The sequence below is a fragment of the Microbacterium hatanonis genome (assembly GCF_008017415.1).
GTDB classification, from domain to species: Bacteria; Actinomycetota; Actinomycetes; order Actinomycetales; family Microbacteriaceae; genus Microbacterium; species Microbacterium hatanonis.
Map to the genome: position 1 here is coordinate 1,928,761 of NZ_VRSV01000001.1, position 24,299 is coordinate 1,953,059.

General features: G+C 69.7%; 21 protein-coding genes. 8 read left to right on the plus strand and 13 right to left on the minus strand.

Annotation, left to right across the window (positions count from 1 at the left end):
* The first annotated feature begins 57 nt into the window (after positions 1-57).
* Entirely contained in the window at positions 58-3,732 is a 3,675-nt protein-coding gene (locus FVP77_RS09340) for a multifunctional oxoglutarate decarboxylase/oxoglutarate dehydrogenase thiamine pyrophosphate-binding subunit/dihydrolipoyllysine-residue succinyltransferase subunit (RefSeq protein ID WP_147894216.1), read from the plus strand.
* 132 nt (positions 3,733-3,864) lie between these two features.
* Here FVP77_RS09340 and FVP77_RS09345 read toward each other — a convergent pair whose 3' ends face one another.
* Positions 3,865-4,107, minus strand: coding sequence for a zf-HC2 domain-containing protein (locus FVP77_RS09345; RefSeq protein WP_147894217.1), 243 nt, complete (start codon positions 4,105-4,107; stop codon positions 3,865-3,867).
* A complete protein-coding gene (locus FVP77_RS09350) occupies positions 4,104-4,790 on the minus strand; it encodes a sigma-70 family RNA polymerase sigma factor (protein WP_425463128.1) in 687 nt (228 codons plus the stop codon). The genes FVP77_RS09345 and FVP77_RS09350 overlap by 4 nt, the downstream gene beginning before the upstream one ends.
* A gap of 34 nt (positions 4,791-4,824) precedes the next feature.
* On the opposite strand from FVP77_RS09350, the gene aroA reads away from it, so the two are divergent.
* Genes aroA through bcp form a run of 3 tightly spaced genes read left to right on the plus strand, consistent with a single transcriptional unit; the run spans position 4,825 to position 7,716 of the window.
* Positions 4,825-6,180, plus strand: a complete 1,356-nt coding sequence (gene aroA / locus FVP77_RS09355) for a 3-phosphoshikimate 1-carboxyvinyltransferase (RefSeq protein WP_147894218.1) — start codon at positions 4,825-4,827, stop codon at positions 6,178-6,180.
* A gap of 15 nt (positions 6,181-6,195) precedes the next feature.
* Entirely contained in the window at positions 6,196-7,233 is a 1,038-nt protein-coding gene (gene rsgA / locus FVP77_RS09360; protein WP_147894219.1) for a ribosome small subunit-dependent GTPase A, read from the plus strand.
* Positions 7,234-7,242: 9 nt separating this feature from the next.
* Positions 7,243-7,716, plus strand: coding sequence for a thioredoxin-dependent thiol peroxidase (gene bcp, locus FVP77_RS09365; protein WP_147894220.1), 474 nt, complete (start codon positions 7,243-7,245; stop codon positions 7,714-7,716).
* Between the two features lie 14 nt (positions 7,717-7,730).
* Here the strand turns inward: bcp and FVP77_RS09370 are convergent, their stop codons facing one another.
* Positions 7,731-8,111, minus strand: coding sequence for a histidine kinase (locus tag FVP77_RS09370; protein WP_147894221.1), 381 nt, complete (start codon positions 8,109-8,111; stop codon positions 7,731-7,733).
* 214 nt (positions 8,112-8,325) lie between these two features.
* Here FVP77_RS09370 and FVP77_RS09375 point away from each other — a divergent pair, with 214 nt between their 5' ends.
* Complete coding sequence (locus FVP77_RS09375) at positions 8,326-8,574, plus strand: WhiB family transcriptional regulator (RefSeq protein ID WP_116646083.1); 249 nt, start codon at positions 8,326-8,328, stop codon at positions 8,572-8,574.
* A 113-nt stretch (positions 8,575-8,687) separates the two neighbouring features.
* On the opposite strand, the gene FVP77_RS09380 is transcribed toward FVP77_RS09375, so the two are convergent.
* Genes FVP77_RS09380 through FVP77_RS09390 form a run of 3 tightly spaced genes read right to left on the minus strand, consistent with a single transcriptional unit; the run spans position 8,688 to position 12,094 of the window.
* Positions 8,688-10,181 carry a sensor histidine kinase gene (locus FVP77_RS09380; protein WP_147894222.1) on the minus strand — a complete coding sequence of 498 codons (1,494 nt, stop codon included), beginning with the start codon at positions 10,179-10,181 and terminating at the stop codon, positions 8,688-8,690.
* A 39-nt stretch (positions 10,182-10,220) separates the two neighbouring features.
* Positions 10,221-11,468, minus strand: coding sequence for a CpaE/TadZ family protein (locus FVP77_RS09385; protein ID WP_147894223.1), 1,248 nt, complete (start codon positions 11,466-11,468; stop codon positions 10,221-10,223).
* A complete protein-coding gene (locus FVP77_RS09390) occupies positions 11,465-12,094 on the minus strand; it encodes a CpaB family protein (protein WP_147894224.1) in 630 nt (209 codons plus the stop codon). Before FVP77_RS09390 ends, FVP77_RS09385 begins: the two co-directional genes overlap by 4 nt.
* Positions 12,095-12,192: 98 nt before the next feature.
* Between FVP77_RS09390 and FVP77_RS09395 the strand changes: the two genes are divergently transcribed.
* Positions 12,193-12,474: an excisionase family DNA-binding protein gene (locus FVP77_RS09395; protein ID WP_187266866.1), complete on the plus strand. Its 282-nt coding sequence runs from the start codon at positions 12,193-12,195 to the stop codon at positions 12,472-12,474.
* A 14-nt stretch (positions 12,475-12,488) separates the two neighbouring features.
* Here FVP77_RS09395 and FVP77_RS09400 read toward each other — a convergent pair whose 3' ends face one another.
* The gene (locus tag FVP77_RS09400; RefSeq protein WP_147894225.1) at positions 12,489-13,088 is read right to left on the minus strand and encodes a hypothetical protein; all 600 of its coding nucleotides are present in this window, start codon (positions 13,086-13,088) and stop codon (positions 12,489-12,491) included.
* A gap of 149 nt (positions 13,089-13,237) precedes the next feature.
* Between FVP77_RS09400 and FVP77_RS09405 the strand changes: the two genes are divergently transcribed.
* The gene (locus FVP77_RS09405; RefSeq protein ID WP_222707704.1) at positions 13,238-13,678 is read left to right on the plus strand and encodes an Rv3235 family protein; all 441 of its coding nucleotides are present in this window, start codon (positions 13,238-13,240) and stop codon (positions 13,676-13,678) included.
* 2 nt (positions 13,679-13,680) lie between these two features.
* On the opposite strand, the gene FVP77_RS09410 is transcribed toward FVP77_RS09405, so the two are convergent.
* Entirely contained in the window at positions 13,681-14,907 is a 1,227-nt protein-coding gene (locus tag FVP77_RS09410; protein ID WP_147894226.1) for a pyridoxal phosphate-dependent aminotransferase, read from the minus strand.
* A gap of 65 nt (positions 14,908-14,972) precedes the next feature.
* A complete protein-coding gene (secA, locus tag FVP77_RS09415; protein ID WP_147894227.1) occupies positions 14,973-17,783 on the minus strand; it encodes a preprotein translocase subunit SecA in 2,811 nt (936 codons plus the stop codon).
* A gap of 167 nt (positions 17,784-17,950) precedes the next feature.
* On the opposite strand from secA, the gene FVP77_RS09420 reads away from it, so the two are divergent.
* A complete protein-coding gene (locus FVP77_RS09420) occupies positions 17,951-19,264 on the plus strand; it encodes a hypothetical protein (RefSeq protein WP_147894228.1) in 1,314 nt (437 codons plus the stop codon).
* A 125-nt stretch (positions 19,265-19,389) separates the two neighbouring features.
* On the opposite strand, the gene hpf is transcribed toward FVP77_RS09420, so the two are convergent.
* The 4 genes from hpf to mtrB form a co-directional block, all read right to left on the minus strand.
* Positions 19,390-20,049: a ribosome hibernation-promoting factor, HPF/YfiA family gene (gene hpf, locus FVP77_RS09425; RefSeq protein WP_147894229.1), complete on the minus strand. Its 660-nt coding sequence runs from the start codon at positions 20,047-20,049 to the stop codon at positions 19,390-19,392.
* 149 nt (positions 20,050-20,198) lie between these two features.
* Positions 20,199-20,837 carry a ComF family protein gene (locus FVP77_RS09430; protein ID WP_147894230.1) on the minus strand — a complete coding sequence of 213 codons (639 nt, stop codon included), beginning with the start codon at positions 20,835-20,837 and terminating at the stop codon, positions 20,199-20,201.
* Between the two features lie 92 nt (positions 20,838-20,929).
* Entirely contained in the window at positions 20,930-22,630 is a 1,701-nt protein-coding gene (locus tag FVP77_RS09435; protein WP_147894231.1) for an LpqB family beta-propeller domain-containing protein, read from the minus strand.
* Complete coding sequence (mtrB, locus tag FVP77_RS09440; RefSeq protein ID WP_147894232.1) at positions 22,627-24,294, minus strand: MtrAB system histidine kinase MtrB; 1,668 nt, start codon at positions 24,292-24,294, stop codon at positions 22,627-22,629. The genes FVP77_RS09435 and mtrB overlap by 4 nt, the downstream gene beginning before the upstream one ends.
* Positions 24,295-24,299 lie beyond the last annotated feature (5 nt).

Below are 24,299 nucleotides of genomic sequence, written 5' to 3' on the forward strand. Positions count from 1 at the left end.
AACAGGCAGCATCGGCGCGCCGCCTCCATCTTCATCGAGGAAAGCAGGCGATCGACCGTGTCGAGCCAGGTGACGGGCGTCGGTACTTCGAACGAGGGCGAATTCGGCGCCAATGAATGGCTTGTCGACGAGCTCTACGAACAGTTCAAGTCCGACCGGAATTCCGTAGACAAGGCCTGGTGGCCGGTTCTCGAGGCCTACCACCCTGTCGTCGACGAGACGAACGCGACGGGAGCAGCGCCCTCCGAGCCGAAGCCCGTGACCGCTCCGATCCCGGTGATCGGCGCTCCGCCGGTCGCACGCACCACGGCCAAGCCCGCCAAGCCGCAGCCGATCCCCGCGCAGGCGCCGAAGGCAGCGCCCGTCGAGGCGAAGCCCCAGGTGGAGCCGGAGGCCGACAAGGTCACGCCGCTGCGGGGCATGCCGAAGACCCTCGCCGCCAACATGGACGAGTCGCTGACCGTCCCGACGGCGACCAGCGTCCGCACCGTCCCGGCCAAGCTGATGATCGACAACCGCATCGTCATCAACAACCACATGGCGCGCACGCGCGGCGGCAAGGTCAGCTTCACGCACCTCATCGGCTGGGCCCTCGTCCAGGCGCTCAAGGAGTTTCCGAGCCAGAACGTGTTCTACGCGGAGGTCGACGGCAAGCCCTCGGTCGTCGCGCCGGCCCACGTCAACCTCGGCATCGCGATCGACCTCCCGAAGCCCGACGGCACGCGCGCACTGCTCGTTCCGAGCATCAAGCGAGCCGACACGCTGACGTTCGACGAGTTCCTGTCCTCCTACGAAGACCTCGTCAAGCGCGCGCGCAACAACAAGCTCACCGCGGCCGACTTCCAGGGCACGACCCTCTCGCTGACCAACCCCGGCGGCATCGGCACCGTGCACTCGGTGCCTCGCCTCATGAAGGGGCAGGGATGCATCATCGGCGCGGGCGCTCTCGAGTACCCCGCCGAGTTCCAGGGTTCGAGCGACACGATCCTCAACGAGCTGGCCGTCGGCAAGACGATCACGCTCACCAGCACCTACGACCACCGGGTCATCCAGGGCGCCGGCTCCGGCGAGTTCCTCAAGCGTGTGCACGAGCTGCTCACGGGTGAGCGCGGCTTCTACGACGACCTGTTCGCGGCGCTGCGCATCCCGTACTCCCCCATCCGCTGGGGCAAGGACATCCACGTCGACCTGTCCGAGCGCATCGACAAGGCAGCGCGGGTCCACGAGCTCATCAACGCGTTCCGCGTGCGCGGCCACCTCATGGCCGACATCGATCCGCTCGAGTACGTGCAGCGCACCCACCCCGACCTCGAGATCGAGTCGCACGGTCTGACCTTCTGGGACCTCGACCGCGAGTTCGTGACGGCCGGCTTCGGCGGCAAGCGCGTCATGAAGCTCCGCGACGTGCTCGGCGTGCTCCGCGACTCGTACTGCCGCACGATCGGCCTCGAGTACATGCACATCCAGGATCCCGTGCAGCGCAAGTGGTTCCAGAACAACGTCGAGGTCAAGTACACCAAGCCCGGCCACGACGAGCAGCTGCGCATCCTCTCCAAGCTCAACGAGGCCGAGGCGTTCGAGACGTTCCTGCAGACGAAGTTCGTCGGACAGAAGCGCTTCAGCCTCGAGGGCGGCGAGTCGCTCATCCCCCTCCTCGACGAGATCCTCAGGGGCGCAGCATCCGCCGGACTCGACGGAGCAGCCATCGGCATGGCCCACCGCGGGCGCCTCAACGTACTGACCAACATCGCCGGCAAGACCTACGGTCAGGTGTTCCGCGAGTTCGAGGGCTCGGTCGCCCTCGGCAACGAGCGCGGCTCGGGCGACGTGAAGTACCACCTCGGCACCGAGGGCACCTTCGCGACCGAGACCGGTACGGAGCTGCCGGTCTACCTCGCCGCCAACCCGTCGCACCTCGAGACCGTCGACGGCGTGCTCGAGGGCATCGTCCGCGCCAAGCAGGACCGCAAGCCCATCGGGAGCTTCTCCTGGCTGCCCGTCCTCGTCCACGGCGATGCCGCGTTCGCCGGACAGGGCGTCGTCGTCGAGACGCTGCAGATGTCGCTCCTGCGCGGCTTCCGCACCGGCGGAACGATCCACGTCGTGGTCAACAACCAGGTCGGCTTCACCACGCAGCCCTCCGACGCACGGTCGTCGGTCTACGCCACCGACGTGGCGAAGACCATCCAGGCGCCGATCTTCCACGTGAACGGCGATGACCCCGAGGCCGTCGTCCGCGTCGCGCAGCTCGCGTTCATGTACCGCGAAGAGTTCCACCGCGACGTCGTGATCGACCTCGTCTGCTACCGCCGCCGCGGTCACAACGAGGGCGACGACCCCTCGATGACCCAGCCCCTGATGACGAACCTCATCGAGGCGAAGCGCTCGGTGCGCCGCCTGTACACGGAGTCGCTCATCGGTCGTGGCGACATCACGCAGGAGGAGTACGAGCAGGCCAAGGCCGACTTCCAGGGTCGACTCGAGGTCGCCTTCGCCGAGACGCATGCCGCCGAGACCGGGGCGCTGCCCATCGCAGACCCGGATGCTTCGGACGAGCCCGTGGCGGGCGAGCCCGAGACGACCGGCGTGTCGACCGAGGTCGTCCAGTCGATCGGCGACGCCTTCGTCAACAAGCCCGAGGGCTTCACCGTCCACACGAAGCTCCAGCAGCTGCTCGACAAGCGCCTCGAGATGAGCCGCAGCGGCAACATCGACTGGGGCTTCGGCGAGCTGCTGGCGTTCGGCTCGCTGCTCCTGGAGGGCACGTCCGTGCGCCTCGAGGGCCAGGACTCGCGCCGCGGCACCTTCGTGCAGCGCCACTCGGTGCTCCACGACCGCGCCAACGGGCAGGAGTGGATCCCGCTGTCGAACCTCAGCCAGAACCAGGGACGGTTCTGGGTCTACGACTCGCTGCTGAGCGAGTACGCGGCCATGGCGTTCGAATACGGCTACTCCGTCGAACGGGCCGACGCGCTCGTCCTCTGGGAGGCGCAGTTCGGCGACTTCGGCAACGGTGCGCAGTCGGTCATCGACGAGTTCATCTCGTCGGCCGACCAGAAGTGGGGCCAGCAGTCGAGCGTCGTTCTTCTCCTCCCCCACGGGTACGAAGGCCAGGGACCCGACCACTCGTCGGCGCGCATCGAGCGGTACCTGCAGCTCTGCGCACAGGACAACATGACCGTGGCGCGTCCGTCGACTCCCGCGTCGTACTTCCACCTGCTGCGTCGTCAGGCCTACCAGCGCCCGCGTCGTCCGCTCGTGGTGTTCACGCCGAAGGCCATGCTGCGTCTGCGCGGTGCGACCAGCCCGGTGGAGGACTTCACCAGTGGCAAGTTCGAGCCCGTTCTCGACGACGACCGCGGGATCGACGCCGCGAAGGTCACGCGCGTTCTGCTCCACGCGGGCAAGATCCACTGGGACCTCCGCGGCGAGCTCGAGAAGAACCCGCGCCCCGAGATCGCCCTTGTGCGCCTCGAGCAGTTCTACCCGTCGCCGATCGCCGAGCTGAACACCGTGCTCGACCGCTACCCGAACGCCGAACTGGTGTGGGTGCAGGACGAACCCGAGAACCAGGGCGCGTGGCCGTTCATCGCGCTCGAGCTGGTCAAGCACCTGCACGGTCGTACGATCCGCCGCATCTCGCGCGCCGCAGCCGCGTCTCCCGCGACCGGTTCGCCGAAGGTGCATGCTCGCGAGTCCGCCGCGATCCTCGCTCAGGCCGTCGCGCCGTAAGCGCACGCGAAGAAGGCCCCGCACGGTTCGCCGTGCGGGGCCTTCTTCATCGTGCGGCAGGACTCTCGGCCGCGCACATCGGCGCGCAGCACCGCGCACGGTGCTCGGCGAGCGGCCTGCGCGTCGGAGAGGTCAGCGGGAGGTCTGCGCGGCGGAAAGGCGCGCGAGGACGAGGTCGCGCAGGTCTTCGGGCGCGGACTCCTTGCACGCGCGAGCCACCACCTCGGTGAGTGTGCGCGCGACGAGAGCCTCGTCCTGACAGCCGGGGCACCCCTCGAGGTGCTGCTCGATGTCGTCGTGCGAGGTCTTGCAGACCTCGTGACGGAGGTACTCCTCCAGGTCGCGTCGGGCCTTGTCGCAGCCGCAGTCGCTCATTTCTCTACTCCCGACGCGGCGGTGAAGCCGCGCTCCTTCGCATAGCCGGCCAGCAGCTCACGGAGCATACGCCTGCCTCGGTGCAGGCGACTCATGACCGTGCCGATCGGAGTCTTCATGATGTCGGCGATCTCCTGGTAGGCGAAGCCCTCGACGTCGGCGAGGTACACCGCCAAACGGAAATCTTCGGGAATCGACTGGAGGGCGTCCTTCACGACGGATGCGGGCATCCGGTCGATAGCCTCCGCCTCGGCCGAGCGTGAGCTCGTCGCCGTGGTCGATTCGGCTCCCCCGAGTTGCCAATCCTCGAGGTCGTCGATGGTGCCCTGGTAGGGCTCGCGCTGCTTCTTGCGATACGTGTTGATGTAGGTGTTCGTCAGGATGCGGTAGAGCCACGCCTTGAGGTTGGTCCCCTGCGTGAACGACGACCACGACGAGAACGCCTTGACGAAGGTCTCCTGCACGAGGTCGGCCGCGTCGGCCGGATTCCGCGTCATACGCATGCCAGCCGCGTACAGCTGATCCATGAAGGGGAGCGCCTGCTCCTCGAACTGCGCGCGCGTTTCCGCTGCCGCGTCGACCTCGTCGTTCATCACCGGCCAGTCTATGTCGGGCCACGACGCTTCCATCGGCACGGTCGCCTGCGACGATCGTACGTACTCACGTTCCAAGATTGCGGGCATCAGGCTCCTTTCGCCTTCAGTAGAGTTGAAACCGATGACCGCCGACGGCTATTCCCCGACCACCACGAACGCGACAGCTCCCCGTGGGGAGTGGGCCGCGCCCGTGTCCGAGGGCGCCGTCCGCGCGTCGCTGTCGGTGCCCGGTTCGAAGTCGCTCACGAACCGCGAGCTCATCCTCGCGGCGATCGCCGACGGACCGGGGATGCTGCATTCGCCGCTCCACTCCGACGACTCCGCCCGCATGATCGACGCCCTGCGCGCGCTCGGCGTCGGGATCGAGGCGGTTCCCAACTCCGGGTCGTTCGGCCCCGACCTCATGGTCACCCCTGTCGCCCCTTTCCGCGGCGGCACCGAGATCGATTGCGGCCAGGCCGGCACCGTCATGCGGTTCGTCGCCGGACTCGCCGGGCTCGCCGGGGGCGAGGTCGTCCTCACCGCTCACGAGAGCGCGCTGCACCGTCCGATGGGCGCGATGATCACGGCCCTGCGCGAAGTGGGCGTCGACATCGACGACGGCGGTCGATGGGCGCTCCCCTTCGCCGTTCGCGGCCACGGACACGTCCGCGGCGGCGAGGTCGAGATCGATGCGAGCGCGTCCAGCCAGTTCGTCTCGGGCCTGCTACTCGCCGCGCCGCGCTTCGATGTGGGCCTGCGGCTGCGTCACGTCGGCGCCAAGCTCCCCAGCATCCCCCACATCGACATGACGATCGAGGCGCTCGGCCACCGCGGCATCCACGTCGAGCAGCCCGCGCCGGGCGAGTGGCTCGTGCCGGCCGGACCGGTGCGTGCGAAAGACGTGACCATCGAGCCCGACCTCTCTAACGCGGCTCCGTTCCTCGCCGCAGCGATGCTCACCGGCGGCAGCGTCTCCGTAGCCGGATGGCCGCTGCACTCGACACAGCCCGGCGCCCTGCTCACCGACATCCTGACCGAGATGGGCGGGCGCGCCTCGCGGCGCGGCGGCAGCCTGACCGTGACGGCGGGCGAGTCGGTCGTCGGGGTCGATCTCGATCTCTCGGCGGCGGGCGAGCTCGCCCCCACCCTGTTCGGTCTCGCCGCGTTCGCCGACGCTCCCACCACGCTCTACGGCATCGGACACATCCGAGGTCACGAGACCGACCGCATCGCCGCCCTGGTGGGCAACCTCCGCGCACTCGGCGGCGAGGCCGAAGAGCTCGAGGACGGCATCCGGATCGTTCCCCGCCCGCTCACCGGCGGCGTGTGGCGTGCACACCACGACCACCGCCTCGCGACGACCGGCGCCCTCATCGGGCTGCGCGTGCCCGGCGTGGTCGTCGACGACATCGGCACGACCGCCAAGACCATGCCCCAGTTCGCGCACCTGTGGCAGCGGATGCTCGACGGGTCGTCGACGCATGCGGGATCCTGACCCCGTGACGGCACCATGAGCTGGATCGACGACTCCGACGACGACGAGCCGGAGTTCGACGAGTCCGACTTCCGCGCCCGTCCCAACCCTCGCGCCAACCGTCCGCGGACGAAGCGGCGTCCGGCGCACGCCGACGCGACCGTCGCGCGCGTGCTGGGAGTGGATCGCGGCCGGTACACCGTGCTCGTCGACGAGAACACCCCGGAGGAGCGACGCGTGACCACCACGCGGGCGCGCGAGCTCCGTCGCGAGCGGATCGTCACCGGCGATCTCGCCCGTGTCGTCGGCGACACGTCAGCCGACGAGGGAACGCTCGCGCGAATCGTCGGCCTGGAGCCGCGGACCTCGCTCCTGCGACGCAGCGCCGACGACACCGATCAGGTCGAGCGCATCATCGTCGCCAACGCCGACCAGATGCTCATCGTGGTGGCCGCGGCCGACCCCGAGCCGCGCGAGCGTCTCGTCGACCGCTACCTCGTGGCAGCGCTCGACGCCGGGGTACGCCCCCTTCTCGTCGTCACGAAGACCGATCTCGCCGATCCGGCGCGCTTCCTCTCGCACTTCGACGGCCTCGATCTCGAGGTGTTCACGAGCGGGCGCGACGAGATGCCGCTGGAGCGCATCGGCGCCGCCCTGATCGATCACTCGACGGTCTTCGTCGGGCACTCCGGCGTGGGGAAGTCCACGCTCGTCAACGCCCTCACCGGCTCGGACCGAGCGACCGGGCACGTGAACGAGGTCACCGGCCGCGGCCGGCACACCTCGTCGTCGACCGTGTCACTGCGCTACCGCGACGAGGCCGGCACGGGCTGGGTCATCGATACGCCGGGGGTCCGTTCGTTCGGGCTGGGGCACGTCGATCCCGCCAACATCCTGGGCGCCTTCACCGAGCTGGCCCTGGTCGCCGAGGACTGCCCGCGCGGATGCACGCATCTTCCCGATGCGCCCGACTGCGCGATCGTGGAGGCCGTGAGCGAGGGCCGGCTGGGTCCGGAGGGCCCCGCGCGATTGGATTCCCTGCAGCGGCTGTTGGCCACCTTCGCCGGATCGTAGGCTGGTCGGGTGACCCATCTCGAACCCGGCTCCGTTGCTCCCGATTTCACCCTCCTCGACCAGGACGAGCGACCGGTATCGCTCTCGGACTTCCGCGGCCGTCGCGTCATCCTGTACTTCTACCCTGCCGCCATGACCCCGGGGTGCACGACGCAGGCCTGCGATTTCCGAGACAGCATGGGATCGCTGCAGGGCGCCGGGTACACCGTGCTCGGAATCTCGCGCGACGAACCCGCCAAGCTGCGTGAGTTCCGCGAGAACGACGCGATCACCTTCCCCCTGCTCAGCGACCCCGACCACGCCGTGCACGAGGCGTACGGGGCGTGGGGTGAGAAGCAGAACTACGGCAAGACGATCACCGGCGTGCTGCGGTCGACGTTCGTGCTCGACGAGGACGGCGTCCTCGTCGAAGCCCTGTACAACGTGAAGGCCACCGGGCACGTCGCACGTCTGCGCAAGACCCTCGGTGTCGACGCCGCCTGACGGACGGCGCCTTCTCACACGTCGTCGGGGCGTTCCGGCGCGGCCCGCCTGACGGCCGCGACGAGGAGCACGAGCCCGATCGCGCCCGGAGCGGCGATCGCGAGGGCCGTGAGCGGATCCGCCCCGATCCCCGTGAGCGCACCCAGCGCGACCGCGAGGATGAGGATCTGTACGACGATCCCTCCCGAGCGTCCCCACGACTGGTCGCGCGCCGTGGCGACGGCGAACGCGCCCAGGGCGCCCGCCGCGACCACGGTGAGCACGATCAGCGCGAGAGCCGTGGTCAGGAAGACGGTGTCGCCCTCGACGAGCGCGGCGATCTGCCACACCACGAGCGCGAGCGCTCCCGCAGCTTCCAGGGCCAGCACGGCTGCAGCGAGAACGCGCACGGGCACGATGCGTCCTTTCGGGAACCGGATGCAAGCGGTAACTCCCTGGAAACCTGCCGGTTACCTCTTGATCGTCCGGGAGCGCTGTGGGAGCATGGTCGAAGCCGTGTGCTCCCACAGCGAAGTGGGGCGGGCCTTCTGCCCGCATCTCCCACCAGGGTACCCGACACCCGAATACGGGATCCGAACCCATCCGACTTACGTCACAAGGAGCACCACCATGGATTGGCGCGACAAATCCGCCTGCCTCACCGTCGACCCCGAGCTGTTCTTCCCCGTGGGGAACACCGGACCGGCCGTCGACCAGATCGAGAAGGCGAAGTCCGTCTGCGCCCGGTGCACCGTCACCGAGGTGTGCCTGCAGTACGCGCTCGAGTCCGGTCAGGACTCCGGTGTCTGGGGCGGCCTGTCGGAAGACGAGCGTCGCGCGCTGAAGCGACGCGCCGCACGCGCCCGCCGCGCTTCCTGAGCACCCACGACCTGCGTCACGCGAGCGTCACCGGGCCACGACACCGCCCGTGAGGCGACTCGCGTGGTGACGAACCGCGCACTGAGCGGGGAGCTTCTTCGGATGCTCCCCGCTCAGGCGCGAGAGCGGTCGATGTAGCGCATCGGGATGTCGATCGTCACCTCGGTGCCGCTGCCGACCAGGGTGTGCCAGTCGATCGTGCCGCCCAGTTCGCCCTGGATCAGGGTGCGGACGATCTGCGTTCCGAGGCCCTGGCCGACGTGCCCCTCCGGCATGCCCACACCGGAGTCGCGGACCCGGACCTCGAGCCTCTCGTCGGAACGCTCGGCGGTGATCTCCACCTCGCCCTCGCGTCCGGCGAGTCCGTGCTCGACCGCGTTGGTGACGAGCTCGGTGAGAGCGAGCGCGAGCGGCGTGGCGTACTCGCTGGGCAGTGTTCCGAAGCGCCCCGTGGAGCGCGTGCGTGCGCGGGTGTTCGGGGCCGCGGCGACCTCGGCCACCAGCTTGAGCACGCGGTCGAACACGTCGTCGAAATCGACGTTCTGCGCGAGACCCTCCGACAGCGTGTCGTGCACCACGGCGATCGCCGACACGCGTCGCATGGCCTGGCTGAGAGCGTCGCGGGCCTCGTCGGAATGGGTGCGACGCGCCTGGATGCGCAACAGGGAGGCGACGGTCTGCAGGTTGTTCTTGACCCGGTGATGGATCTCCCGGATCGTCGCATCCTTCGTGATGAGCTCCTGCTCCTGATGCCTGATCTCGGTCACATCACGGCACAGCACGATCGCGCCGATGCGCACGCCGTGATCACGGAGCGGGATCGTACGCAGCGACACCTGCACGCCTCGGGCCTCGATATCGGCCCGCCACGGCGCGCGCCCGGTCACGACCACGGGCAGCGATTCGTCGACCTCGCGGTCTGCCGGCAGGATGCGCGTGGTGACGTCGACGAGGGCCTCGCCCTCGAGCTCGTCGTCGAAACCCATGCGATTGAACGCCGAGAGGGCGTTCGGGCTCGCGAAGGTGGTGATCCCGTCGACGTCGAGCCGGATGAGGCCGTCGGAGGCGCGCGGCGCGCCGCGACGAGGCGCGGTCGGAGCGGCGAGATCGGGGAACTCCCCCGATGCGACCATGCCGAAGACGTCGTCGGCGCAGTCGTTGAAGGTGATCTGCTGACGCGAAGGGATGCGCGCTTCGCCCAGGTTCGTGTGACGCGTGAGAACGCCGACCGTGACCGCGGCCTTGCCGGCCTGGTTCGACGTGCGGACGATCGGCACGGCGCGTACACGCGTCGGCGTCTCTTCGAACCAGTCGGGCGACGCCGAATCCACGATGCGCCCGCTCTGGAACGCCTCGAGCACCTGCGTGCGCCACTGCGGACGCACGCGGTCGCCGACGATGTCGCGGTAGAACAGGGTCGCGGCGCCTCCCGGGCGGGTGTGCGCGACGGCGACGAACGAGTCGTCGGCAGTCGGCACCCAGATCACGATGTCGGCGAACGCGAGGTCTGCGAGCAGCTGCCCGTCCCCGGCGAGACGATGGAGCCACTCGACGTCCGGTTCCGTGAATCGGCCCTGGGCATAGACGAGGTCGCTGAGCGTGGACACCCCCCTAGCGTACGGGGAGCCTCCCCCGTCCACCGACGCTCACGCCGTACGCGTCACGCGTCGCCCGACCGTGCCTCGGCGCATCCGCGGAGCCGCGGGGGCGGCCACGCCCGGAGCGACCGCCTCGCCGACGACACGACGCACGGCAGCGGAGAGCGGTGAGCGCGGTGACGTCTCCGCGACCGGTCGAGCCGCCAGCACCGCCGCGTCGACGGAGCGGGGGTCGAGGGGGACGAACCAGACGTCCTCGATCCCCGCGAAGCGCTCGAGCGTGCGGCGTACCTGCCCACGGGCGTCCATGCCGAGCGTGCCCGGGCGCATTCTGTTCGCGACGACCACGACGCGTGTCGCCCCCACGGCGGCCCGCAACTCGGCGTGGGCGCGGAGGAAGCGCGAGACGCCCACGGGGTCGGCCGACAGCACGGCGACGATCGTGTCGGCCTCCTGCAGCGCGCCGAGCGTCGCCGCGTTTCGTCGCGGTCCGTCGAGGTCGCTGACGATCTCCTCGTCGGTCTCGAGCGAGGCCGCGACGTCGACCACCACGTGGTCGGCCCAGCGCCGGCAGGCCCGCAGCGCTCCCGTCACTCGGCCGTGCGTCAGCTCGGGCCACCTCCCGGGCCGGTTGATGCCCGTCAGCACGTCGATGAGCCCCGCGCCGGCCCCGATGGGCACGCTGATCCGGCGGAGCTCGTCATCGTCGAGCTCGGCGAGGTCGACCTGACGGCACGCGGCGGCGAACCCCGGCCCCTCGTCGGCGAGTCCCAGCATCACCGCGAGCGCGGGTGCGTGCGTGTCGGCGTCGACCAACGCGACCCTCGCGGCGCTGCGTCGCAGCTCGGCCGCGAGCTCGACGGCGAGGGTCGATCGGCCGGGCGAGCCGTGGGGCCCCCACACGGCGATCACCCCGTTCCCCCTCGCGGGCGGGGTCGGAGCCGCGGCGAACGTCGCCGCGGCATGGGCGAGGGCGTCGGCGATCACCCACCCCTCGACGTCGAGCGGGAGGGGTCTGGCCAGTCCGAGCAGCTCCGCATCCCGCGCGGCGGACGGATCGTCACCGAGGACGACGACCGCGAACCCTCGCCGACGGCATTCCTCCACGAGAGTTCGCGACAGACCCCGGGGAGACGACTGGGCCACCACGACGTCGGCCCCGTCGGGGAGGACGTCTCGCGGCGTGCGCGCCGCAGCATCCGATTCGACCACAGCGACCACGGTGAGGCCCTCACCGCGGAGCTCCGACGCGAGGCGGGCGCCCCGGGGCGCGTCGACCGCGACGACGACGGTCATCGCGTCGCTCCGACGATCGGGACCACCGAGAGGACCGAGCCGTCGGACTGCGCCTGCAGGACCGTCGCGACGTCGGCTCGCGCGATCACCAGTTCGAGCGTCGCCGTGGGGCGCCCGACCATCGCATCATCGCGCGCGACGCCGGCCACCGTGGCGTCGGCGATGAGCACGCGCGGTGTCTCGAAGGTCTCCCGATCGCGCGGGGGCGCGTGCCAGACCTCGACACGCGTACCCACTTCGATCGCCTCGGAGACCTCGGTCGTCGAGCGGACCACGACGCTGGTCGTCCGCGCACCGCCGGCATCGCCGACGGCGCCGACCGGCACGAGCTCTCCCTCCCCGATCGTCCTCGTGGCCACGAGTGCGTCCTCCAGCGCCGAGGCCGAGAGGTAGGAATGCCGCGCCTGGCCGAGAGCGACGTCGACGACCCGGAGATCGGAGGGGGCAACCGCCTCCCCCGGCACGATCGTGCGCGTCGCAGCGTAGACCGGTTCGGTCTGCCGCGCCGCGGCCACCACGAGCCAGACACCGCAGGTGGAGAGCGCGATGACGACGATGCCGGTCAGGAATCGGGCATCGGCCCAGAACGTGCGAGGTCGTCGGCGAGGAGAGTCGATGGCCGTCATGGCGACCATCGTGCACCGAAGCTCGCCGCCCCGGCGGGGATTATCCACAGCGGCGCGGGTCACCGCTGGGTCGCCATGGCGACGCTCATAATGAAGACATGCCAGATGTCCCCCCGACCGGCGCGCGCATGCTCGCGCCGTCGCAGGTGGCCGAGCTTCTCGACCTGACCGTCGAGGAGGTCATCGCGCTCGTCCACGACGGTCGCCTTCGCGGCGCCCGCGTCGGCACGCCCGCCCGCTGGCGGATCGAGGAGGACAGCGTCGGAGGATATCTCGACGATCAGGCCGAGGAAGCGCGGCGGATCGCGCTCTGGCGCCAGTCGAACGCCGCCAGCTTCCCCGAACTGTGGGGTCGGGGAAGCGTGCGCAATCCCGACTGACCGGATCCCGCCGCTCACACCGCGACCGGTGCATCGATCCCGATCCAGGCGACCGATGCGAACGGGATGATCCGATATGCGGAGACGTCCGCGCGGCGGCGCGGCGACCCCGGATCGTGCAGCGCGAGATCGAGGTGGTCGGCCCCCGCTCGATCGATCGTCCCCGCGAACACGCGCGCGGAGGTGGCGTGGATGCTGACCGCCGCCCGGCGGCGGACGAGATCCCGCACCGCGAATCCGAACGTGGCCCGCCGCGAGACGGGCGTCTTCGCGGCCGCGCCGACGGGGCGCGCGGTGCGCAGCAGCTCGGCGTGCGGCATCCGCATCGCCGTCACCGAGGCCAGCGGCACGAGCGCGGCGCCCGCACGGGTGCGCCAGGGAGACACGAGCAGCCAGTCCGCCCCGAGGGCGGTCACGGGGGCATCGAGCATCGTGCCGTCGACGAGTTCCAGGGTCGCGGAGGCATCGGCGCCGACCATCGCGGCAAGACGTTCGTGGAGAGTCAGCCGGGACAGCCGCAGGCGCTCCGCCTCGCTGTCGAGAGCGGCGCGCTCGGCCTCCCACTCCGACTCCAGTTGATCTTCGATGTCCTCGAAGAAGCGGTCCCATCGCATGACGCCGACGTTAGGGCAGCGGTGGGGCGCGTCCGATCTCTTATCCACAACGAGAGAAAGTTCGGCAACCGTAGGAGATGTTGTGCTGTACTGAGCGGAAAGTTCACCGCTGGACTCAACGACTCCCCCCGGTCGAGATAGGCGCACTGATGGCACCGATGTCTACGGGCACTGCCCGCGCATTCCCCCTCACGGTCCGTTCGCTGGAGATCGACGAGTACTTCGCACCCCAGCCCACCGGCTCCAGCGACCTCCCCGCCCCCGGGCCCCTGCTGCGCAACCTGACCCTCGGCGTGCTCGAGGTGCTGGCCGGCGTCCGTGAGATCGAGCAGCTGTCGCGCTGGCTCACCGAAGACGCCTATCGCAGCCTCATGACGCGCGCGAACCTCGCCACACGAGCCCGCAGCGCGCGAGGCGTGCCTGCCGCGCGACCGGTGCATCGGATCCTGTCCGTGCGCGAATGCGTCCCCGCCGACGGTGTCGTCGAGTCCGTCGTGATCGTCGCGGGCCCGGCGCGCACCCGCGCCGTGGCCATCCGACTGGAGGGAATGGATCGACGCTGGAGGGCGACGTCGCTCGCCCTCCTGTGACGCTACGGGCGATACGACGACAGGAAGTTGCCGAGCCGCTCGATCGCGTCGGTCAGCACCCGTGCCTCCGGCAGCGTCACGATGCGGACGTGATCGGGCGTCGGCCAGTTGAACCCCGTGCCCTGCACGAGCAGCACGTGCTCGGCGATGAGGAAGTCGTGGACGAACTTCCCGTCGTCCGGGATCTCGTAGACCTCCGGATCGAAGCGCGGGAAGGCGTAGAGCGCGCCCTGCGGCATCACGCAGGAGACACCGGGGATCGCCTCGAGGCCCTGCCACGCCGCATCCCGCTGTTCATGCAGCCGACCCGTGGGGGCGATGAGCGCGTCGATCGATTGCACCCCCGAGAGTGCCGCTTGGACGGCGTACTGCGCCGGGACATTCGGGCACAGTCGGGTCGAGGCGAGGAGGGTGATCCCCTCGATGAACCCCTTGGCGTGGTCCTTCGGTCCGGTGATGACGAGCCAGCCCGAGCGGAATCCCGCCACACGGTAGGTCTTCGACAGCCCGTTGAACGTGAGGCACAGCAGGTCGGGGGCGACCGTCGCGAGCGGGATGTGCTGCGCGTCGTCGAAGAGGATGCGGTCGTAGATCTCGTCGGCGAGGAGCAGCAGCGAGTGCTCGCGCGCGAGGGCCGCGATCCCCTCGAGCACCTCGCGCGAGTAGACCGCCCCCGTCGGGTTGTTCGGGTTAATGATGACGATCGCCTTGGTGCGCGGGGTGATCTTCGACCGGATGTCGTCGAGATCGGGCTGCCAGCCGTCGAGCTCGTCGCAGAGGTAGTGCACCGGCGTACCGCCGCCGAGGCTCGTCATCGCCGTCCAGAGCGGGTAGTCGGGCGCCGGGATGAGCACCTCGTCGCCCTCGTCGAGCAGCGCCTGCATGACCATCGTGATCAGCTCGGACACACCGTTGCCGAGGTACACGTCGTCGGGGTCGAACAGCGGGAAGCCGGGCACCTGCTCGTACCGCGAGACGACGGCGCGGCGCGCCGACATGATGCCCTTGCTGTCGCTGTACCCGTGCGCGTGCGGCACGGCGTCGATCATGTCGCGCACGATCTGGAAGGGGGCCTCGAAACCGAACACGGCAGGGTTGCCGGTGTTCAGCTTCAGGATGCGGTGCCCCTCGCTCTCGAGCCGATCGGCCTCGACGAGAGCCGAACCACGGATCTCGTAGAGGACGTCTTTCAGCTTCGACGACTGGTCGAGCGAGCGTGGCGAGGTCATCCAGTCAGAATAAACCCGCCCCGAACCGGCCAATGCTCATCGCGTGGACCGGTCCGGGGCCGCGGTCACTTCTTCTTCGGAGCGGCCCGTCGCTCGGCACGGTTCTGCGGGGCAGCCGCCGGGGCGCCCTGGCCGCCGTCGGTCCGCTGGCCGAAGGCGCCACGGGGCGCTTCGGCTGCGGGCGCTGCGGCCGGAACGGATGCGGCGGCCGCGGCCTGACGCACGCGGTTCGTCGCCGCCTGCTGCACCTGACCGCGATCGTTGCGCACCTCGACCTCGCCGGCGTCGTTCGCGGCGGAGTACTCCAGTCGCTGACCCTCGACGGGCGGCGCGGCGAGACCCTTCGCCTCGACCTCGGCCTCGTCGCCTTCGGCGCGACGCACCTCGACCTCGAGGTTGTAGAGGTAGCCGACCGACTCCTCCTTGATCTGCCCCATCATCGACTGGAACATCTGGTACCCCTCGCGCTGGTACTCGATGAGCGGGTCGCGCTGTGCCATCGCGCGCAGACCGATGCCGTCCTTGAGGTAGTCCATCTCGTAGAGGTGGTCGCGCCAACGGCGGTCGAGCACCTGGAGGACGACGCGACGCTCGAGCTCGCGCATGGCGGGAGCGCCCAGGGTCTCTTCGCGGTTCTTGTACGCGATCATCGCGTCGGAGAGGATCTCTCGCTTGAGGCCGGCCGCCGTCACGCGGCCCTTGTTGCCGGCTTCCGCGACGACCTCGTCGATGGTGACCGAGACGGGGTACATCGTCTTCAGCTCCGTCCAGAGCGCGTCGAAGTCCCAGCTCTCGGTGTGGCCGCTGCCGGTGTGGTCGTCGATCACCGTGCTGATGGCGTCTTCGATGAAGTGCTCGACCCGCCCGGCGATGTCGTCGCCGTGCAGCATCTGCCGCCGGTCGGCGTAGATCGCCTCGCGCTGGCGGTTGAGGACGTCGTCGTACTTCAGCACGTTCTTGCGCACCTCGGCGTTGCGCGCCTCGACCTGGGTCTGAGCACTGCGGATGGCGCGCGAGACCATGGTCGATTCGATCGCGACGTCGTCGGGGAAGTTCGTGCGGGCGAGGATCGCCTCCGCCGCACCCGACTGGAACAGACGCATGAGGTCGTCGGTCAGGGAGAGGTAGAAGCGGCTCTCACCGGGGTCGCCCTGACGGCCGGAGCGACCGCGCAGCTGGTTGTCGATGCGACGCGACTCGTGCCGCTCGGTGCCGAGCACGTACAGACCGCCGGCCTCGACGACCTTCGCGGCCTCCTCCGACACGACGTCCTTCGTGCCCTTATAGACCGTGTCCCACTCCGACTCGTACGCCTCGGGGGTCTCGACGGGGTCGAGGCCCTTGGCCTTCATCTCCTGCACGGCGAGGAACTCGGCGTTGCCTCCGAGCATGATGTCGGTACCGCGGCCGGCCATGTTCGTGGCCACCGTGACCGCGCCGAGACGGCCGGCGCGGGCGACGATCTCGGCCTCGCGCGCGTGGTTCTTGGCGTTGAGCACCTCGTGCTTGATGCCCTTCTTCGCCAGCAGCCGCGAGAGGTACTCGCTCTTCTCGACGCTGGTGGTTCCGACGAGCACCGGCTGGCCGGTCTCGTGGCGCTCCGCGATGTCTTCGACCACCTGGGCGAACTTGGCCGTCTCGTTCTTGTAGACGAGGTCGGACTGGTCCTTGCGGACCATCGGCTTGTTCGTCGGGATCGGCACGACGCCGAGCTTGTAGGTCGACATGAACTCGGCGGCCTCGGTCTCGGCCGTACCGGTCATGCCCGCGAGCTTGTCGTAGAGCCGGAAGTAGTTCTGCAGCGTCACCGTCGCCAGGGTCTGGTTCTCGGCCTTGACCGGCACGTTCTCCTTGGCCTCGATGGCCTGGTGGATGCCCTCGTTGTACCGACGACCCACGAGGATGCGGCCGGTGTGCTCGTCGACGATCATGACCTCGTCGTTCATCACGACGTAGTCGCTGTCGCGCTTGAACAGTGCGAGCGCCTTGATCGAGTTGTTGAGGAAGGAGATCAGCGGTGTGTTGGCCGACTCGTAGAGGTTGTCGATGCCGAGGTAGTCCTCGACCTTCTCGATGCCGGGCTCGAGCACGCCGATGGTGCGCTTCTTCTCGTCGACCTCGTAGTCGACGCCGACCTCGAGGGTGCGGGAGATCTTCGCGAATTCGGCGAACCACCGGTTGGCCTCGCCCGACGAGGGGCCGGAGATGATCAGCGGGGTGCGCGCCTCGTCGATGAGGATCGAGTCGACCTCGTCGACGATCGCGAAGAAGTGCTCGCGCTGCACGAGGTCTTCCTTGCGCCACGCCATGTTGTCGCGGAGGTAGTCGAAGCCGAACTCGTTGTTGGTTCCGTATGTGATGTCGGCCGCGTACTGCTCGCGGCGCACCTGCGGCGTCTGACCGGCGACGATGACACCCGTGGTCATTCCCAGCGCGCGATAGACGCGGCCCATGAGCTCGGACTGGTAGCTCGCCAGGAAGTCGTTGACCGTGATGACGTGGACGCCCTTGCCGGCGATCGCGTTGAGGTAGACCGCGAACGTCGCCGTCAGGGTCTTGCCCTCACCGGTCTTCATCTCGGCGATGTTGCCGAGGTGCAGGGCGGCGCCGCCCATGATCTGCACGTCGTAGGGACGCTGACCGAGGGTGCGCTTGGCTGCCTCGCGGATCGCGGCGAACGCCTCGGGCATGAGCTGGTCGAGGGTCTCGCCCGCTTCGTGACGCGAGCGCAGTTCCGCGGTCTCGCCGCGGAGTTCGTCGTCGGTCAGCTGCGCGTAGTCGTCTTCGAGTGCGTTGACCGCTTTGACAACCTGCTGGAGCCGGCGGAGGATGCGCCCCTCTCCGGCGCGGAGCAGTTTCTCGAGAGGATTGGCCACGGAGGATCTCCATCTGTCGGGTGCGGCGCGAAGGCCCGCCTGCGAACAGGCATATGTCGCCCATGTTATCCGTTCGTGACCTCCGAGGAACCCGGGTGGGCAAGCCCACTGCGCGCCCACGGCGAACAGTCGGCTTCGACACCGCACCGGGATCGTAGGATCGGAACATGGCCGGGTTCTGGGGAAAACGCAAGCGCGAAGAGCAGGATGCGGCGGATGCCGACCTGATGCGGCGGGCCGAGATGGCCATCGTCGCGGCCGACGAGCGCGTGCGTCTGACCACGGATGAGCTCGACTTCGCGGTCGCCGAACTCGGCGAGTCCGCCACCGCGGACCTGCGCAACGCCCTCGACTCGGTGAAGACCCACCTGAGCGAGGCGTTCCACCTCCACCAGCTCAACCACGACGAGATCCCCGACACCCCGGAGGAGCTCCGCACGCGCAACGCCCGCATCATCCAGCTCTCGGAGTGGGCCGAGGATCTTCTCGAAGAGCGCACCACGGTGCTGCAGGGCGCGATCGAGAAGGTGCGTCGTGCGCCCGAGGTGCTCGAACGCGTGCGCGCCGACCGCGAACGCCTCTCACTCCGCGTGCCTGCCGCCCGAGATGCCGTGCAGCGGCTCGCCACCCGCTACAGCCCCGCCGCACTGCAGCAGATCTCGGGGAACCCCGAGGAGATCGAGCAGCTGCTGAGCTTCGCCGGCCACACCGCCGACGTGTCCGAGCGCCGTCGCGAGGCCGGCCAGCGCGAGCAGGCAGGGGTCGCCCTCGAGGCGGCGACGGAGTCGATCCGCCGCGCTGAGTCGCTGCTCGACGCGATCGACTCGTACGAGATCGAGGCCCTTCGCGCCGAGTCGACGCTCGCCGCGGTCGTGGAGGACTCGCGCGGAGACCTCGTCGACGCCCGGAGCGGACCGCAGACCCCGGCCGTGCGCGAAGCGATGGTCGCCCTCGAGAAGGCCCTGGCCGAGCTTCCGGCCGGCGGCGTGCGCGACGACCCGTTCGGCGCGCTCTCGCGACTGCGTCAGGCGAACACCGAGCTCGACACCGCCCGCGAGCGCGCCTCGCGGCCGGTCATCCCCCAGACCCACGTGTCGCACGCCGTCGACGACGCCGATCGGCAGCTCACGGTGGCCCGCAGCATCATCTCCGGCCACCGCGGCTGGATCGGAGCCGACGCACGCACGCGGTTCGCCGAGGCCGAGCGACTCCGCTCGGAGATCCCCCTGGGACCGATCGAAGAAGAGGCGCGCGAGCGCACGATCGCCCAGGCCCGACGGGTCGCCGCCCTCGCGTCGGAGGCCCTCCAGCTCGCGCAGAACGACATCGACTCCTCCCGCCCGAACGACTGGGGCGGCGATGGATGGGGCGGAGGCCGCGGAGGCGGGCGCGGCGGCGGCATGGGCGGCGGCAACATGGTCGGCGGCATGCTCGGCGGCCTCGTCATCGGGTCGCTTCTCGGCGACATGTTCGACGGCTGACCGACCCCGCAGCATCCGCTCTTCGCCACAACGAACCGCGAGACTTCATCCCCGCTTCGAGACTGCCTGCGTCGCGTGCAGTCTCGTGCGTGGGATGAAGTCTCGCGGTCTTCGTCAGAAGGACGTCACGACGCGGCGCGCGCCTCGGGGGCGGCCTGCGTCTCGAGGGAGATCACGCCGTAGTCCCAGCCCTTGCGGCGGTAGACCACGCTCGGGTGATCGGAGCGGGCGTCGACGAAGAGGAAGAAGTCGTGCCCGACGAGTTCCATCCGGTCGACGGCCTCCTCGACGGTCATCCACTCGGCGTCGAACTGCTTCGTTCGGATGACGACCGGCGTGTAGTCGGCCTCGTCGTCCGCCTGCACGATGGGCACCTCGCCCGTCGCGACGGCGTGCAGCAGCTCGGCGGAGGCGGGCTCGATGTCGATGCCCGCGAGCGATCCGCTCTCCTTCTCGAACTTCGCACCCCGGGGGTGGTTGCGCGCGTCGACGCGCTTGTCCTTGGCCCGACGCAACTGCTCGGCCATCTTGTCGACGGCGAGGTCGAGAGCGGTGAACTTGTCACCGTCCGTCGCTTCGGCCCGGACGACCGGACCCTTGCCGCCGAGGGTGAGCTCGACGGTCTCGTCTTCCATCCGCCCGTTGTGATAGGCGCGATGGGTGACTTTCACCTCGAGTCCCTGCGCGCGGGGCGCGAGGGTTTCGATGCGTGAGGCCTTCTCTTCGACGACTGTTCGGAATCGTTCCGTGATCCCTACTCCCACGCCGACGATGTTGGTGTCCATCCGTGACCTCCTTGTTCCGGGTTCGCCCAATCGGCTTGTTCGGTGCCAAGGGCGAACGGTCCGTCGCCTTGCTAGTCCCCCCACCGTAGTCGCGACGACCGGGCCTGTCACGCCCGAACCGCGGATGCGGCGAACCTCATCGGATTCGCCTATCGAAGGCTCGGACGACGTCTCGGCGTCGCCGCGGCCGTCGCCGCCCCGACCACATCGGCTCCTGCCGCGCGCAGGGCCCGCACGGCCTCCCCCAGGGTCGCGCCGGTCGTCACGACGTCGTCCACGACGATGACGCGGCGCCCCGCGACACCGCGCGCGACCAGACTGCGCTCGACGTTCGCGCGGCGGTCGTCGATGCCGAGCGCACGCTGGTCGACCGTGGCCCGCGCGATGCGCAGCGCCCTGTGGACCGGAACCCCCGCTCGGCGCAGCAGCAGCTCGGGCACCCGGTATCCGCGTCGTCGCATCGACGCGGTCGAGGTCGGCACCGGGACGAATGCGGCGCCCGCGGGGAGGGCGGCGAGCGCCGCGCCGAGACCCGCGCCGAGCGGGCGCGCGAGCGTCGTGCGCCCCTCCTCCTTGAGCGTCCGCATGACGCGGGCCACGACGCCCTCGAAGCGCATACCGCTCCAGACCGGCACGCCGTCGACGACCCGGGAATGGGGCTCGGGCTCGAGGGCGCCGAGGCACTCGGCGCACAGGGCCACGTCTTCGGCCCCGCATCCCGCGCACTCGACGGGGAGGATGAAGGCGAGCGCGTCGGCGAGCGCGCGTCGGACGACGAACGAGTGCATCGCGCCATCGTCGCGCGTCGGGTGCCCGATCGGGTGCGGGAGCGGTCGCGGGAGAACGGATGCGTGCGCGCACCCGCCTGGGGAGGAGCCGACTACTCCGGCGAGCCCTGCTGAACGCCGAGGACGGCGATGTCGCCGGCGGCTTCCTCCCAGTTGGCGCCGCGCTGGATGAGCAGTGCTCCATCGGAGGTCCGCAGTCGAACGCTGGAGTTGCCGCCCGAGATGCCCACGGCACCGGACGTCACCGCATTCGACGAGCCTCGCCCGCCCACCGGCTGCAGCAGCACCGTCGCCCCCTGCTCCGAGGTCAGGAGCACCCCCACGCTGACGTCGTCGAGCCACGCGAGATCGAGCCCCACCGACGACGTGGTGGCGAGCACCTGCGGTTCGCCGACGGCGACGGGCACCCCGCCTTCACGCGTGATGGCGGCTACCCACAGCTCGGTGCGGTCGCCGGTGCGCACGAGGGCCGCGAGCCGCGTTCCGTCGCGCGAGACCTGGAAGGCCGAGAGCTCGACGGCGGCCGTCCAGAGCGAGGCCGACACCGCCACGGGCTCGCCCTCCAGCGGGTAGACCGTGAACGCGTCGGGGTCGCTCGTCGACGCCGACCATACCGCTGACTGCGTGTCGACCGACGGAACGACGAGGTCGACGGTGCTGCCGTCGAGAACCTCGTACGTGCCGTTCGCGAAGGCGCGGAGGATCGCGCCGTCCGTGTTCTGCACGGCGGCGCTGCCACGGTCGGCGGCGAGGCCGACGGATGCGGCGTCGATCTCGCGCACCGCGCCGGAGATGCCCGGGACGGCTTCCACCGTGTTCGAGCTGAGGAACCCGAACTCTCCCCCGGCGATCTCGACGAGCGGGTTGGAGTTCACGCGGGTGGAGCGGACCGCGACCGCCTCCGCCGTGACGGGCGTCGTACCGACGGTCATCTGCACCTCGGCGACGCCCACCGACTCGAGGCTCTTCTCGAGCTGGGTCTGCATGCGGTCGAGGGTGCGATCGTCGAGCGCGAGAACGGCCGGGGTGAACTCCACCTGGGCGGTGGTACCGCCGTCTTCGAGCGGAACGGCGCTGCTGGCCAGCGTCACGTTGTCGGGGAACGCGTTCGCGATGCCGCGCGACAGCCACTCGCTGGGCGGCCCGTCGACGAGGGCCTGGGCGACCCTCGCCGCGATGAGGGTGTTGGGGAACCACCGCACATCGGGCACGAGGTAGGTGTAGGTGGGGTCGAAGTACATGATCGACGCCGACCGGAAGACGCTCGGGAAGACCTCTTGGTACAGCACGATGCCGTCCGGCGCGCGGTCGATGCGCCATCCCTCGTCTGTCTGCACGAGGTGGAAGGACAGGGAGAGGGGCCTGCCGTCGGCCGGAGTGTACTCCCCCGTCTCCGAGACGAACGCCTCCGCGGTCACGCGCTGGGTGACCTCGACGGAGTCGGAACCCTGAGACGGCGTCGGAGACGGTGAGGAGGGCGCAGCAGCCCGCTCGCTCAGTCGGTCGATCGTCACCGATTTCGGCTGCCACTGCGGTGCGAAATCGGTCGTGAGGTACTCGCGAGCGGTCTGCCAGTCGTTCTGCGCGCCCACTCCGGCACGCAGGAACCCGTCGACGATCTGCTGAGGCGACGCGCCGGCCTGCGGCGGATCGGGCACGAGGTCGAACGGCGGCGAGTCGTCGGCCTCGCGCGGAAGGAGTCCGGGCTGCACCGGCCCCGAGGTCGGCAGTCCCGTGCAGCCTGCCAGGAGCAGCAGCATCCCCACCGCGAGCGCGGCGATGACGCGCCTCACGAGGCACCGTCCGAGACGTGGATGGGCTGGGTGAGCCCCAGGGCGCCGAACGGGGCGACCTCGCCCTCGCGCGGGGCGAGCGGGATCGGCGAGCCCTCCACGCGGGAACCGTCGCGCGGCAGCGTCAGCACGAAGTGGGATCCCCTGCCCGGCTCCGACCACACCGCAAGGGTGCCGCCGTGCAGGCGCGCGTCGCCCAGCGCGATCGAGAGTCCGAGACCGGTGCCGCCGATCGTGCGCTTACGGGAGGGGTCGGCGCGCCAGAACCGGTCGAAGACGCGCTCGGCGTCGGCCGGCAGCATCCCCATACCGTAATCGAGCACGCCGAGCGCGACGGTTCGCTGATCGCTGTCCACGGTGATCACGATCGGCCGCCCTTCACCGTGCTCGATGGCGTTGCCGAGCAGGTTGCGCACGATGCGCCGGATGCGACGCGGGTCCATGTCGACCGGCGAGTAACCGCCGGGCGCCACGAGCCGGACGTCCGATCCGTGCTGCTGGGCCAGCTGCGACATCGAGGCGATGACGTCTTCGGCGAGGTGGGCCAGGCTCGTGGGCTCGAGTTCGAGCTGCACCGAACCGGCGTCGTACCGGCTGATCTCGAGCAGGTCGGTGAGCAGCGTCTCGAAGCGCTGCACCTGCGCGTGGAGCAGCTCGGCGGCGCGTGCCGTCGCGGGGTCGAAGTCGTCGCGGCGGTCGTTGAGCATGTCGGCTGCGAGACGGATCGTCGTCAGCGGAGTGCGCAACTCGTGCGAGACGTCGGAGACGAACCGCTGCTGCACGAGCGAGAGGTCGGCGAGCTCCTTGATCTGCGACTGGATGCTGTCGGCCATCGCGTTGAACGAACGCCCGAGGGTGGCGAGCTCGTCGTCGCCCCGCACGTCCAGTCGCACCCCGAGGTCGCCCGACGCGAGCTTCGCGCTCGTGTCGGCGGCCTCGCCGATGGGAGTCGTCACCGAGCGCAGCACGTACCAGGCGATACCGCCGATGAGGATGAGCAGCACGATCCCGACCATCCACAGCACGAACTGCACGAAGGAGAGGGTCTGCGCGGGACTGGCGAAGTCGTAGGCGAGGTAGAGCTCGTAGGGGCCGACGTCGGGGATCTCCAGCTGCTGGCCGACGACGATGCCGGGCACCGTGCCGCCGCCCGACGTCGGGAGGGCCACCGACTGCCACCATTGCGAGCCGCTGTCACCGTTCTGCACCTGCTCGCGGAGTCCGGGCGACAGGATGCTCTCGTCGAACCCCCGAGAGGTCTGATTCTGGGGCGCGAGGGGCGAGATGTCGGTGCCGATGCGGTAGAACGCGAACACGTCGCTCGAGGCCTGCTGCAGAAGGGGCTGCTGGATGCTGGTCAGCAGGTTCTGCCTCGTCACCGCGCTCTCACCGGTGTCCACCGTCGACTCGAGGGTCTTCTGCGCCGCGATGGTCGCATTCTGGGAGCTCTCGAGCACCTGGTTCAGCCGCGACTGGAAGAGGTCGTTCTGGATCGCGAGGGCCATGCCGACGCACGCCACGAGGATGGCGAGGGCCGTCAGACCCACCGTGAGCAGCACCGTGCGGAACCGCAGCGAACGTCGCCACAGGGTTGCGAGTCGGGTCGGCCACGACCGCCAGTCGCGGATCACGCGCACCGTCGAGGTGACGACCGGGCCGGTCATCAGGG